The following is a 12,939-nucleotide window of genomic DNA, read 5'->3' as shown; positions in this document are numbered from 1 at the left end:
CTCGTCGCCCGCGCCGTGCACCGCGGCGAGCAGGGAGCCGGCCCGGACGACGGCGTCCTCGGCGCTGCGCGCGAGGGCGACGGCCTTGGCGCGGTCCGTGTCGAGCGCGGCCTGTCCCTGCGCGACCGACGCGCGCGCCTGGGACAGCACGGCCTGCGCGGCGTCGGCGTTGCCCTGGACCGAGGTCAGCGCCGCTGGTGGGTAGGTCGCGGCAAGCGTCGCGAGGGTGGCCCGCGCGGCCGGCAGCCGCTGCTCCAGCTCGGTCGCGCGCCGCTCGAGCTCGGCCAGCGTCTCGGGCGCGCGGGCGTGCAGGTCGCGCAGCGCGTCGAACGCCTCCTTCTGCGCGTCGAGGGCGTCGTCGACCTCGTCGCACAGGCGCAGCACCTCGACGAGGGCCTCGCGCCGCTCGCGCGCCGCGTCGCGGTCCATGTCGTCGACCGTGCGGCGGAGCGCGAAGGCCTGGGTCAGCGTGCTCTTGGCCTTCGCGATGACGTCGTCGAACGTCATGGTGGCCTCGGTGCCGAACTGCGCCTGGGCGAAGCCGAGCTCCTGCTCGGAGGCGCGCACGGCCTCGTCGACCGCGACGAGCGAGGCACCCACGCGCTGCTCGAGCTCCTCGAGCGTGAGGCCCGCGGGCCCGATGTCCCCCACCGCCGCCGCCCGCCTCGCCACGCGACGCCGGTGCGCCGCCCAGAGGAGCAGCCCGACGACGAGCGGTCCGACGACGACGGTGAGCAGGAACGGCCACGGGCTCGTGCTCGTCGTCGCGGCGGCGCGGTAGCCGTCGGCCGCGGCGATGGCCGCGCCGCCCCAGTCGTCGTCGCGCAGCTGAGGCTCGATCCGCTCGGCCTCGACCTCGTCGAGCTGGGCGTCGGTGAGCGCGAGGTCGTCGTGGGCGGAGACCCGGTACTCGCGGGCCTCGACCGCCACGGCGAGCAGGAGGTCGTCCCGGCCGAGGCCCGACATCGACGCGGTCTCGTGGGCCCAGGTGACGGCGTCGAGGTCGTCGAAGTCGTCGACGAAGACGACGAAGAGCTGGTACGGCGTCTCGTCCGCGAGCCGGTCGAGCGCGTCCTCGACCGCGCGCTCCTCGGCCACGCCCAGGACGCCGGCCGCGTCCGTCAGCTCGTCCGCGAGGTCGATCGGCGGCGTGGCAGCCGCAGGCCCGGCAGCGAGGACGCCGGTGACGAGCGTGCCGGTGAGCGCGAAGGCCGCAACCCCGCGGGCCGCGAGCGCGTGGGCGCGGGGCGTGGCGAAGGACCGTCGGGGGCGCAGCACGTGCGGATCCTCCCGTGCGGCATGCCTGAGAGCAACGCCGGGCCGCCCCACAGACGTGGGGCCTCTTCGGGAAGGTCTGCGTCGCCGAGCGACGCGGATCTTCCCGGTGCGGTGCCGTCGCGCCCCGGCCGCGGGGCGTCAGCCGATGCGCAGCGTGCCGACCTGCTGGTACGCGCTGTCCATGAGCGGCATCTCCGCCTCGGTCGCGAGGTCGAGCTGCTTGGCGGCGCCGCCCCAGTAGCGCAGGATGCGGCCGACCTCCTCGCCCTTCGGCTCGGGAACCTTGTCGAGGTCGATGTCCAGGGTGATCCTCATGCCCCGACCGTAGGCCGCCGACCGCCCGGACCACAGCCCCCACCTGCGGCGGCCCGCCAGCGGCCCCTTGGCTGGTGATCTCGCGTCACATGGCGACGCAAGGTCACCAGCGAAGCAGGCGCCGGGAGCAGCATTCGAGCTGGCCGATGAGATCTCCCATGGTCGACAGTCGGACGTGATGCCGCTACCGACCAGGAGGACGCAGTGACGCAGCAGACCAGCACCACCCCGACGCAGGCCCCCACGACGGGGTACGCGCCCGTGAACGGCCTGCAGATGTACTACGAGATCCACGGCTCGGGCGGCACCCCGCTCCTGCTGCTCCACGGCGGGCTGTTCGACATCGACCAGCAGTTCGGCGCGCTCATCCCGCACCTGGCGCAGGGCCGGCAGGTCGTCGCCGCGGACTTCCAGGGCCACGGACGCACCAACGACGCCGACCGCCCGCTGACCGCCGCAGGTCTCGCGGCCGACGTCGTCGGCCTGCTCGAGCACCTCGGCCTCGCGCAGGTCGACGTGTTCGGCTTCAGCGTGGGCGGCGCGGTCGCGCTGCACCTGGCCGTCGAGCACCCGGAGCTCGTGCGGCGCCTCGTCGTCTCGTCCGTCTCGTTCCACCCGGACGGCGACCGCGGCGAGAACACCGAGGCCGTCGCCGAGATGACGGTCGACATGATCGCGGGCACGCCGATGGAGGCCGCGTACCGCGCGAAGTCGCCGCACCCGGAGAAGCTGCAGGACCTGCTGACCAAGCTGAGCCACTTCGACGAGGGCTTCGCGGGCTGGTCGGACGACGCCATCCGCGGGATCGCCGCCCCGACGCTCATCACGGTCGGGGACTGCGACATGGTGCGGCTCGAGCACGCCGTCCGCTTCCTCCAGCTGCGCGGCGGGGACGTCAACGGCGACTTCGACGGCGTGCCGACGTCGCAGCTCGCCGTCTTCCCGGGCACGACGCACTTCTTCGGCCTGAGCCGCACGACGATGGTCGTCGACGCCGTGACGACGTTCCTCGACACCGACGCCGCGCCGCCGATCATGGCGGGCTGACCGGTCCCGGCGCCAAGGGTGCCGCTCACGTGACGCGGGGCGTGACGGTGCCGGCGGCGCCGTCGACGGTCAGGTGCACGCCGTCGTCGACCCGCGTGGTCGCGTCGGTGACGCCGAGGACGGCGGGGATGCGCAGCTCGCGCGCCACGATCGCGGCGTGGGACAGCACCCCGCCCGTCTCGGTCACCACGCCGGCGACGATCCGCAGCAGCGGCGTCCACGCCGGGTCGGTGTACGGGCACACGAGCACGTCACCCGGCCGCACGCGGTGGAAGTCGGTCGCGCCGCGCACGACCCGCGCCGGGCCTGTGACCGTCCCGGCGCTGCCGGGCGTCCCGGTGAGCACCCCGCCCGTGGCGGTCGGCACGGCTGCCGCGGGCGGTGGCGGCGCAGCCGTGACCGGACGGGCCTGGAGCACCCACAGCGTCCCGCCCGCGAGGGCCCACTCCACGTCCTGCGGCCGGCCGAGCAGCGTCGCGATCCGCCGACCGAGCGCCACGAGCGCGCGCAGGGTCGAGTCGTCGAGCGCGTGCCGACGGGTGTGGGCGACGGCGCTGGTCACGAGCTCGCCGCCCACGCGGTCGAGCCGCGTGCGCTTGTCGCCGAGCGTGCGCGTCACCGCGCCGTCGGCCGCGACCCGGTACGCGTCGGGCGTCACGACGCCGCCGACGACGCTCGGGCCGAGTCCCCACGACGCCTCGATCCGCGTCTCGCCGCGCGGGTCCGCCGCCGTGAACATCACTCCCGACACCTCCGCGTCCACCAGGCGCTGCACCAGCACAGCCATCCCCGCCGACGGCGCCCCGCGCGCCGCGTCGCGGTAGGCCGCCGCGCGCTCTGAGTCGAGTGACGCCCAGCACGCCCGGACCGCCAGGACGACGTCGTCGACACCGCTCACGGCGAGGACGCTCTCGTGCTGGCCGGCCGCGGAGGCCTCGGCCGTGTCCTCGCCCATGGCGGACGACCGGACGGCCACCGGGACGTCACCGAGCGCCCGGAGGCCGCCCGCGAGCGCCTCGACCAACCCGGTGGGGAGCGGGAGCGACTCCGGTGCGTCGTCGCCCGCGCGAGGCGGGACGGAGCGGTCAGCACCCTGCCGAGCGGCGGCGCGATGCACGTCGAGCGGCACGGCGAAGCCGTCCGGCACGGGCAGCCCCGCGCGCACCAGCGCCCCGAGCGCGCCGGCCTTGCCGCCGCACGTCGGCACGACGGCGTCACGCAGCTCGACGATCACCGGGCACCCCTCAACGTTTCGTTGACATCGACGCGTCGAGTCTGGAGGATCGCGCCATGCAGAGCAAGGACGACGACGCCCACCGCGCGCACGCGGACAAGGCCGACCTGGCTAGGGCGGACCGAGCGCGCGCGGAGCGTGAGCGCCAGGCGAGCCGCCGGCTCCTCGCGCTCGGCGCGGACGGGCTCGAGCCGCGGCCGTGGCGGCCGCGGCCCGTGCCGCCGTCGGCGACCGACCTCGCGCACTTCGCCCTGTGGCGGTCGGCGGAGCTGGCGCCCGACGACCTCCTCGAGTCGCTTGCGCTCCTCCCCGCGGCGCGGGCCGAGGCGGACGGCCTCGAGGCCGGCCTGCTGTTCGCCGCACGCGGCGCGGGACTGACGTGGGCGCAGATCGCCGAGGCCATGGGCTTCAACTCACCGCAGGCGTGCCACCAGCACTTCTCCCGGCTGACGGCACGGCAGGGCGGCAGCTCATGAGTGCCCGCACGCCCGCGACGTCGCCGCGCGACCTGCTCGTGCTGCACGCGGTCCGCATCACGGGGTTCGGCACCGCAGACGTCGTCGCGCGGCGCTTCGGGCTCGACCCCGCGGAGACCGAGGAGGACCTGCTCGACGCCGAGGCGCGCGGCTGGGTGCAGCACTCCGCCTTCGGCGACCTGAGCGGCTGGTCCCTGACCGACCGCGGGCGCGCGGAGGACGAGCGCCGGCTCGCAGCCGAGCTCGCCTCGGTGGAGGGCGCCGACGACGTCCGCGACGTGCACGGCGCCTTCCTGCCGCTCAACGCCCGGCTGCAGCGCGCGTGCACGGACTGGCAGCTCCGTCCCGCCGGGGGCGACGCGCTCGCCGTCAACGACCACGCCGACAGCGCCTGGGACGCGCGCGTGCTCGACGAGCTCGCCGACATCGACCGCTCCCTCGCACCGCTCGCCGAGCGCCTCGGCGCCGTGCTGGTCCGGCTGCAGGGCTATGACGCCCGCTACTCCGCGGCGCTCCGCCTCGCGCGCGTCGGCGAACCGGGCTGGGTCGACGGCACCGACGTCGACTCGTGCCACCGTGTCTGGTTCGAGCTGCACGAGGACCTCATCGCCACCCTCGGCGTCGACCGCCGGTCGGGCGGCTGACCGTCATTGGCTCACGTGGTTGACAGCCTGGCGCTTCTACTCCCGCCCCTCCCGACAAGACCGCGGAGCGACACACGTCGAGGAGACGGCGACAAGGCACCAAGACACTCTGTTGGGCGACATCGCGCCGCGCTAGCGTCGTCGCATGACCGTTCAGACGCTGGGTAGGCTCTCGCCGCTTCTTCTAGCCATCCCTAGCTTCCTATTTGCTATCTTCGTTGCTGAAGGGAGCATGTTCTGGTTGCTGCTTGTAGTCTCCGTGGTCTTTTTCGCCTTGTCGGCGATCGGGCTACTCGCCGGACGCAAGGGAGAAGCCGACCCCGCCGCCCCATCCTTTTTTGCTAAGGGAAAGTTCCATGACTCATTGTTCGAAGACAATGAGTCGGAAGGAACGGATGGGTTCATCCATGGGGAGGCGCGAAACTCGACCTTCCGGCGCAACCGCCAACGACGCGCGCCGCGGCGGGAGCGGTAAATGCCCCTGTATGAGTATCGTTGCATCGACGGTGGCCATCGCTTTGAGGAGAGCCGGCCCATTGCCCGACGGCATGAGACCTCAACCTGCGGAACTTGCGGCGGGATTGCGGCCTTGGTTCCGATGTTCGCTGGCATAACGGGACGCGCGCGCGCGAGGCTGAAGTCCGAGTCGGATTCGGCGCCCGCGCAGAGCTCGTCAGGCACGCACGGGCCGGGCGTTCTGCGCGTCGTCGGTGACGGCAATCTGCAAATGGTCGGGAATGTAATAAATGGTGGCGGGCTGGTAATCGAGCCGGGCAGTAGAGCGACCGTCGTGGCAGACCGAAATTGGTTCAACGGGCCCATCGCCATTGAGAACAATGGTGAAGCAACGGTGATTGCACGAGGGAACCGTCACCGTGCGGACCCGCCAACTCGTGAGACGAAGGAAGGCTAGCATGCAGGAATTTAGGGGCGCACGCTTCGAAGACGCCAGGATCGAACTCGACGAGAAGCGGTTCGTGGAGTGTCACTTCGAACGGTGCACGCTCGTGTACAGCGGCAGTAGCCAGGTGGGCATCGAGGGCTGCGAATTTGCCGACTGCAAGTGGGAAATCGATGGCGCCGCAGCCGCGACCATGGCGTTCATGCGCGGAATCTATCACGGCGTTGAAGACGGAGGCGGAAAAAAACTCGTCCATGACCTGTGGAGGCAGATCGAGCGGCCGTGAGCCTCCTCTGATGCGGGCAGCGGGCCCTTTTGGAGCATCATGCCCGTGGGGCGGCCGAATCGTGCTCGGAGCACCTCAGCGTCGTGATCGACCGGCGGTTGGAGTGTCACAGGCGAGGCGATAGACCTGCGGATCAGGCCGGTGCCCGGCGCCTGCTGCTACCCGAGCTCGGGGCAGAAGTCGGCCGATCCTGACCGACAGCCGCTTCTTGCCAATTCTCCCCGCCCGGCGGCGCCGAGGAAACTGTCCGTACGCTGTTAAACAAACCAACCGCGCTCACAGCGGATCCTGCTCCGCACCGCGCGCCTTCTCGATGCCGCTCCGCCGCGCGCGCGCGGGCGAGCCGGGCTGGGTCGACGGCACCGACGTCGACTCGTGCCACCGCGTCTGGTTCGAGCTGCACGAGGACCTCATCGCCACCCTCGGCATCGACCGCCGGTCGGGCGGCTGACCGGCCGTGGTGCGCGGCTCCCCTGGCAGGCGAACGACGAACGGGCGCCGGACGCGTTCAGCCCGGGCTCATCAGCCCGTCGACGTCGGGCAGGCCGGTGAAGGCAGTGAAGGTTCCGGCGTCCGCGATCTCGCGCGCCGCCGCGAGGAAGCCGCCCCACGCCGCACGGGCGAGCGTCCCGCCGACGCTGATCCGCCGCACGCCCAGCTCCGCGGCCTCCGCCATCGTCATGAACGGCGCGTTGATCAGCAGGTTCACCGGCTTGGGCCCGGCCGCCGCGATGATCGCCCTGATGTGCTCGACCTCGGTCGCGCGCGGCGCGTAGAGGCAGTCGGCGCCGGCCTCGGCGTAGGCGCGCAGGCGACGCACGATCTCGTCGATGTCCGGACGTCCGGCGACGAGGCCCTCCGACCTGCCGGTGAGGACGACACCCGTACCGCTCGCGTCGATCGCCGCGCGCGCAGCGCGGATGCGGTCGAGGGCGAGGTCGACGTCGTGCAGCGGCTCGTCCGGGTCGCCGGTCGAGTCCTCGATCGAGAGGCCGGCGATGCCCGTGCCCACGGCGAGCGCCACGTTGTCGTGGACCTGGTCCGCGTCGACCGCGTAGCCGCCCTCGAAGTCCGCGTTGACCGGAACGCCCACGGCGCTCGCCACGGCACGCAGGTGCGCCAGCACCTCGTCGAGCGGGACCACGGTGTCCGGCCGACCCGTGGTCCACGCGAAGCCGGAGCTCGTCGTGGCGAGAGCGGGGAAGCCCAGCTGCTCCAGCGCGCGTGCCGTGCCGACGTCCCACGGGTTCGGCATCACGAAGCAGCCGTCCTCGTGCAGACGGCGGAACTCGGCGACGCGCTCGTCCTGCGTCATGCCACACCTCCGCTCGGCGAACCCATGATCCTCGTCGAGGACCGCCGACAACACCCCGCTGCGGATGCCTCTCCTCCGCGTCCAGCGCTCACTGGTGACCTGGCGTCATATGGCGACGCGAAGTCACGACCTACGGCGGCCGACCCTGGCGCGGGGACGCCGTGCTCGGCCGCGACCCGCGCCCCGGGACGGCCAGGGGTACGACACAGGCCCGCAATGCGGCGCTGATCCACCGGCTCGACCGATTCCTGGGGAAGATCTGCGTCGCATGCCGACGCGGAACATCCCCAAGAACGACCGACCGAGCCGCGTAGCTCGGGAGCACGGTGGCCCGGGTCTCCCAGCGCCCCCGATCGCAGGCGGAGCGCTCCGGCTACCCCAGCCCCAGGCGCAGGTCCGCCGTCCGGACCGGCAGGCCCGTCTCCAGGGACACGTTGCCCGCCACGCCGACGACGACGCTGCGGACGCCGTCGAGCAGCCCGGCCGCGCGTCCCAGCGGGTCCTGCTCGGCGCCGCGGAACAGGTCGCGGAGCATCTTCTCGTCGCCGCCGCCGTGGGCGCCCTCGCCCGCAGGGATCTCGACCTCCTCGGCGGTGGCCCAGTGCTTCTGCACCACGAGCCGCTCACCGCGCGGGCGCGCGCCGCCCGCGGCGGCGTCGGTCACCGCGCTGGGGTCGACGACGACGCGGCCGTCCTTGCCCACGAGCACCGCCTCGCGCTCGACGACCTCGAGCTCCGCGCGGCCGGCCGTGCCGTTGACCGAGACCCGGTAGCCCTCCCACGGGCTGTGCGCGTTGAGGGAGTAGGTGAGGGTTGCGCCGCGCGCGTAGTCGACGACCACCGAGAGGTTGTCCTCGATCGTGATGCCCGACGTGAACACGTCGCGGTCGCGCAGGTACCCGTCGTGCTGCTCGGCGTCGAGGTAGAGGCGCTTGAGGCGCTCGTCGTCGCGCAGGTCGAGCAGGAACGGGTCGTTGCGCGTGGTGCGGTTCGAGCCGCGCGCCGGGCGCCGGATGAGTCCACGGCGCCGGGCGTTGGACGCGCCGTAGAACTGCAGCGACCCGCTCGCGTAGACACGCGACGGGAGGTCCCCGATCCACCAGTTCACGAGGTCGAAGTGGTGGGACGCCTTGTGCACCAGCAGCCCGCCGGACAGGTCCTTGCGGCGGTGCCAGCGGCGGAAGTAGTCGGCGCCGTGCATGGTGTCGAGCACCCACTCGAAGTGCACGCTCGTCACGTCGCCGATCTCGCCCGAGGCGATGACCTCCTTGAGCGCGGTGTTGCGCGGCGAATACCGGTAGTTGAACGTCAGCACGAGCGAGCGCCCGGTGCGCTCGACCGCGTCGATGATCCGGCGGCAGCCCGCGACGTCGGTCGTGAGCGGCTTCTCGAGGACGACGTCGGCGCCCGCGTCCATCGCGCGCACCACGACCTCGGCGTGCGTGTGGTCGGGGCTCGTGACGATGACCGTCCCGACCTGCTCGACGTCGATCATCTTGTCGAGGTCCTCGGGCGCGTAGCGCGCCGGCAGCGGCGCACCCGCCGCGCGGACGACGTCGTCGTAGAAGTCCATGCGCGCCGGGTTGGGCTCGCACCACGCGACCAGCTCGCCGACCTCGGCGTGCGGGCCGAGCAGCGCGTCGACGTACATCTGGGCGCGGTGGCCCGTGCCGACGACGGCGTAGCGACGCCGTCCGGGGCCCTCGCCCCTCGATCCACCCATGGTGGTCCGTCCTCCCTGCTCACCTGCCGCCGATGCCTACCAGGTCCGGCCGGGTCCCGCCGCGCGGCGCGCACGAGGAGCGCGCGCCGCGCGGGGGACCGTCGCGGTCATCGGGCCGTCACTGGCCGGTCGCGGCCTCGACCTCCTGGACGAACTGCGCCGCGGCGTCCTCCGGCGAGAGCCGGTCGAACAGCACCTCGGCGTTGATGCGGCGGATGATCTCCGCGACCTCACCGGCACCGACGGGCGGCACGGGCAGCCCGTCGACGATCTCGTCCTCGAGGTCGGAGAGGAAGTCCGCCGCCTGCTTGTCGACGTCGGAGAACTGGTCGATCACCGCGGCGCGCACCTCGGTGTTCGCAGGCAGGCCGCGGTCGGACAGCATGACCTCGGCAGCCTCCGGGTCGTTGAGGAGGTAGTCGATCAGCGTCGCGGCCGCCTCGGGGTGCTCGGAGTTCGCGGACATCGAGTAGAACATCGCGGGCTTGAAGTACATCCCGGTGCGCTCGTGCTCGGACTCGCCCGGGTGGCGCAGCAGCTGGATGTCCTGGCCGGACGCGTTCGTCACGGCGCCGAGCTGGTTCGTCCAGAAGAACGCCATACCGCCGCGGTTGGTGCCGACGAGCGACTGCTCGGGCCCACCGGCGTCGACCTCGACCGTCTCGGCCGCGGGCGGCGTCGCGCCCTGGTCGCGCAGCTGCAGCGAGATCTCCCACCACTCGGCGAGGGTCTCCTCGCTGAAGCCGAGCGAGCCGTCCTCGTTGTAGAGCGCCTCGCCGCGCTGGCGGGCGAAGATCGCGAACCCGGGCTCGTTGAAGCCGTAGTCCTGCGTGCCGTACATGCCCTCGGGCGCCTTCTCGCTGATCTCCGTCGCGACGTCCACGTAGTCGTCCCACGTCCACGTCTCGTCGTCGGGCAGCTCGACGCCCGCCTGCTCGAAGACCGACGTGTTGGCGAGGATCGCGTAGGCGTTGACGCCCGTCGGGAGGCCGTACTGGCCGCCCTCCATCTCGCCCGACGCGAGGATCGACTCGTCCATGTTCTCGAGGTCGATGATGTCGCTGTACTCGGTGATGTCGGCGAGGACCCCGCGCGTCGCGTAGTCGCGCAGGTACCGCTCCTCCTGCGTGATGACGTCCGGCGCGTCGCTCGCCGCGACCGTCGTCGCGAGCTTGTCCCAGTAGCCGTTCCAGTCGGTGAAGTCGCTCACGACCGTGATGTTCGGGTGCTTCTCCATGAAGTTGTCGAGCACCTGCTGCGTGAGCTCGTGGCGGGTGTCCGAGCCCCACCACGAGAACTTGATGGTGACCGGCGCGTCCGGGTCGACGGACTCCTCGGCCTCGGGGGCCTCGGGCGAGTTGTCCGGCGCCTCCTGGGCGCAGGCGGTGAGCGCGAGGCCGGCGGCGACGACGACGGCGGCCGAGCGCAGGAGGCCGCGCGTGCCGCGCGCTCCCCCGGTCCGGGTGCGGGTGTGGTGGGACATCGTGCTCCTCAGTGGTGTTCGGATCGATGTGTCTGGCTGTGCACGGGCGTGCGGGGACTGCACCGGGGGTGGTGCTCGGCCGGCTCCGAGGTCCTGCTCCTGCGTGGTTGCGTGCGGTGGAGGTGCCGGCGGGGCGTCGCTGCCCCGCCGTCGTGCGGCTACTTGATGCCGGTCGTGGCGATGCCCTTGACGAGGTACTTCTGGCCGAAGAGGAAGACCAGGAACACCGGGACGAGCGACACGATGGACATCGCGAACAACGGTCCCCAGGAGCTCTCGCCCGTCGAGTCGACGAACGTGCGCAGCGCCACGGGCACCGTGTACATGTCGGGGTTGGTCAGGAAGATTAGCTGGCTGAAGAAGTCGTTCCAGGTCCAGATGAACGTGAAGATCGCGGTGGTCGCGAGCGCCGGCGTGGCGAGCGGCATCATCACCTGGAAGAAGATCCGGGCGTGGCCGGCGCCGTCGATGCGCGCCGCCTCGTCGAGCTCACGCGGGATCCCGCGGAAGAACTGGACCATGAGGAAGATGAAGAACGCGTCCGTGGCCAGCAGCTTGGGCACGATGAGCGGGAGGTAGGTGTTGATCCACTCCAGCTCGGAGAACAGGATGTACTGCGGCACGATCACGACGTGGATCGGCAGCATGATCGTCATGAGCATGATGGCGAACCAGATCCGCCGACCGCGGAAGTTGAGCCGCGCGAACGCGTAGGCCGCGAGCGAGCACGAGATCAGGTTCCCGACGACCGACCCGGCCACGATGATGAACGAGTTCATCAGGTAGTGGCTGAACGGGTGCAGCAGCGCGGTCCAGCCGTCGGTGTAGTTGCCGAAGTCCAGCTCGGACGGGATGAGCCCCGGCTCGCGGAAGATGAGCGACGTCGGCTTGAACGAGCTCGAGAGCATCCACAGCAGCGGGTAGAGCATCACGAAGCCCACCACGAGGAGCACCAGGTGCTTGCCCACGCTGCGCAGCCGGGACGCGCCCGTGCGCTGGACCCGGCGGTGCGACGCCGGCGCCGCGGGACCCGTCTCGTCGTCCTGCGTGCCCATCGGCACGGGCACCGGCACGACGCTCGCCGACGGGTACGCCGTCGAGCCGTCGGACGGGGGTGCGGGGAAGGCGCGGTCCTGGATGCCGCCCGCCTCGTGGTCCGGTGCCGGGCCCTCGGGGGTGCGGATCGGGACGCCGCTGTCGCGCTCAGTCATTGTAGAAGACCCAGTACTTGGAGAGCAGGAAGTTGACGGCCGTCAGGGCGGCGATGATGACCACGAGCAGCCAGGCCATCGCCGAGGCGTAGCCCATGTCGAGGTTCGTGAACCCGCGCTGGTACAGGTAGAGCGTGTAGAACATCGTCGAGTCGACCGGGCCGCCGGTGCCGCCGCTGACGACGAACGCCTGCGTGAAGGACTGGAAGGCGCCGATGAGCTGCAGCACGAGGTTGAAGAAGATGATCGGCGTGAGCAGCGGGAGCGTGATGCTCGCGAACTGCCGCAGGCGTCCGGCGCCGTCGATCTGCGCCGCCTCGTAGTACATCTCCGGGATCTGCCGCAGCCCTGCGAGGAAGATGATCATCGGAGCGCCGAAGGTCCAGACGTTGAGGATCATCAGCGTGCCGAGCGCGTAGTCCGGGTGGGACACCCAGCCCTGCCCCTGGATGCCGAAGAACCCGAGCACCTGGTTGATGAGGCCGCTCGTGCCGAAGATCTGCCGCCACAGGATCGCGATGGCGACCGAGCCGCCGAGCAGCGAGGGCAGGTAGTACACCGAGCGGTAGAGCGCCAGGCCGCGCAGGCCGCGGTCGAGGAAGAGCGCGAGCGCGAGTGCCGCGGCCAGCTGCAGGGGGACCGACACGAACACGTACGTGGCCGTCACCTTGAGCGAGTTGTGCAGCCGCACGTCCTCGAGCATCCGGGCGTAGTTCTCGATCCCGATCCAGCTCGGCGGCTGGAGGAGGCTGTAGTCCGTGAAGGACAGGTAGAGCGAGGCGATCATCGGGCCGGCCGTGATGAGGAACAGGCCGACGAACCACGGCGCGAGGAAGAAGATCGCGGCCTTGTTGTCGCCGCGCTCCGCCGGGCTCTTCGTCGCCTTGACGCCCTTGCTCTTGCGGATGGTCGCGAGCTCACCGAGTGCTGACATGGCACCCCCTCGTGGCGGGGTGCGTGCCGCGCACCGCGGGGGTCATGACGTCCGGCATGGGATCTCCTCGGTGATCGCCCTTGATGGACCGA

Annotated in this window: 14 protein-coding genes and 2 pseudogenes; 7 read left to right on the top strand and 9 right to left on the bottom strand. The window is 71.6% G+C overall.

The features are described from left to right. Positions 1–1,278: TPM domain-containing protein (locus ICW40_RS12410; RefSeq protein WP_221654330.1), on the bottom strand; the 1,278-nt coding region annotated here is incomplete at its 3' end. Positions 1,279–1,416: 138 nt separating this feature from the next. Next, a complete protein-coding gene (locus ICW40_RS12405; protein ID WP_221654329.1) occupies positions 1,417–1,593 on the bottom strand; it encodes a hypothetical protein in 177 nt (58 codons plus the stop codon). A gap of 204 nt (positions 1,594–1,797) precedes the next feature. Between ICW40_RS12405 and ICW40_RS12400 the strand changes: the two genes are divergently transcribed. After that, positions 1,798–2,640 (top strand): alpha/beta fold hydrolase, encoded by an 843-nt coding sequence (locus ICW40_RS12400; RefSeq protein ID WP_308121779.1) that lies wholly within the window; start codon positions 1,798–1,800, stop codon positions 2,638–2,640. Positions 2,641–2,665: 25 nt separating this feature from the next. Here ICW40_RS12400 and ICW40_RS12395 read toward each other — a convergent pair whose 3' ends face one another. Continuing rightward, a complete protein-coding gene (locus ICW40_RS12395) occupies positions 2,666–3,874 on the bottom strand; it encodes a PEP/pyruvate-binding domain-containing protein (RefSeq protein WP_221654328.1) in 1,209 nt (402 codons plus the stop codon). Positions 3,875–3,930: 56 nt separating this feature from the next. Here ICW40_RS12395 and ICW40_RS12390 point away from each other — a divergent pair, with 56 nt between their 5' ends. The 4 genes and pseudogenes from ICW40_RS12390 to ICW40_RS21765 all read left to right on the top strand — a co-directional run. Next, the gene (locus tag ICW40_RS12390) at positions 3,931–4,350 is read left to right on the top strand and encodes a DNA-binding protein (protein WP_221654327.1); all 420 of its coding nucleotides are present in this window, start codon (positions 3,931–3,933) and stop codon (positions 4,348–4,350) included. Continuing rightward, entirely contained in the window at positions 4,347–4,994 is a 648-nt protein-coding gene (locus ICW40_RS12385; RefSeq protein WP_221654326.1) for a transcriptional regulator, read from the top strand. Before ICW40_RS12390 ends, ICW40_RS12385 begins: the two co-directional genes overlap by 4 nt. A 145-nt stretch (positions 4,995–5,139) precedes the next feature. Further along, complete coding sequence (locus tag ICW40_RS12380; RefSeq protein WP_221654325.1) at positions 5,140–5,469, top strand: hypothetical protein; 330 nt, start codon at positions 5,140–5,142, stop codon at positions 5,467–5,469. Continuing rightward, positions 5,470–5,562 (top strand): annotated as a pseudogene (locus ICW40_RS21765) (FmdB family zinc ribbon protein); the annotation flags it as partial. Positions 5,563–5,667: 105 nt separating this feature from the next. Here the strand turns inward: ICW40_RS21765 and ICW40_RS21045 are convergent. Beyond that, positions 5,668–5,868 carry a hypothetical protein gene (locus tag ICW40_RS21045; RefSeq protein ID WP_260459145.1) on the bottom strand — a complete coding sequence of 67 codons (201 nt, stop codon included), beginning with the start codon at positions 5,866–5,868 and terminating at the stop codon, positions 5,668–5,670. A 40-nt stretch (positions 5,869–5,908) separates the two neighbouring features. On the opposite strand from ICW40_RS21045, the gene ICW40_RS12370 reads away from it, so the two are divergent. Both ICW40_RS12370 and ICW40_RS12365 read left to right on the top strand, forming a co-directional pair. After that, positions 5,909–6,181 carry a hypothetical protein gene (locus ICW40_RS12370; protein ID WP_221654323.1) on the top strand — a complete coding sequence of 91 codons (273 nt, stop codon included), beginning with the start codon at positions 5,909–5,911 and terminating at the stop codon, positions 6,179–6,181. 340 nt (positions 6,182–6,521) lie between these two features. Continuing rightward, positions 6,522–6,632 (top strand): annotated as a pseudogene (locus ICW40_RS12365) (transcriptional regulator); the annotation flags it as partial. A gap of 57 nt (positions 6,633–6,689) precedes the next feature. On the opposite strand, the gene ICW40_RS12360 reads toward ICW40_RS12365, so the two are convergent. From ICW40_RS12360 to ICW40_RS12340, 5 genes are all read right to left on the bottom strand, one after another. Next, positions 6,690–7,496, bottom strand: a complete 807-nt coding sequence (locus ICW40_RS12360; protein WP_221654322.1) for an isocitrate lyase/PEP mutase family protein — start codon at positions 7,494–7,496, stop codon at positions 6,690–6,692. A gap of 373 nt (positions 7,497–7,869) precedes the next feature. Further along, entirely contained in the window at positions 7,870–9,219 is a 1,350-nt protein-coding gene (locus tag ICW40_RS12355) for a Gfo/Idh/MocA family protein (RefSeq protein WP_221654321.1), read from the bottom strand. A gap of 118 nt (positions 9,220–9,337) precedes the next feature. Beyond that, the gene (locus ICW40_RS12350; protein ID WP_221654320.1) at positions 9,338–10,702 is read right to left on the bottom strand and encodes an ABC transporter substrate-binding protein; all 1,365 of its coding nucleotides are present in this window, start codon (positions 10,700–10,702) and stop codon (positions 9,338–9,340) included. Positions 10,703–10,860: 158 nt separating this feature from the next. Beyond that, entirely contained in the window at positions 10,861–11,913 is a 1,053-nt protein-coding gene (locus tag ICW40_RS12345) for a carbohydrate ABC transporter permease (protein ID WP_260459144.1), read from the bottom strand. Continuing rightward, complete coding sequence (locus ICW40_RS12340) at positions 11,906–12,847, bottom strand: carbohydrate ABC transporter permease (protein ID WP_221654319.1); 942 nt, start codon at positions 12,845–12,847, stop codon at positions 11,906–11,908. The genes ICW40_RS12345 and ICW40_RS12340 overlap by 8 nt, the downstream gene beginning before the upstream one ends. Between the last annotated feature and the right edge of the window lie 92 nt (positions 12,848–12,939).

The organism is Actinotalea ferrariae, from assembly GCF_019733465.1.
Taxonomy (GTDB): domain Bacteria; phylum Actinomycetota; class Actinomycetes; order Actinomycetales; family Cellulomonadaceae; genus Actinotalea; species Actinotalea ferrariae_A.
This window is presented reverse-complemented; position numbering and strand designations above follow the sequence as displayed.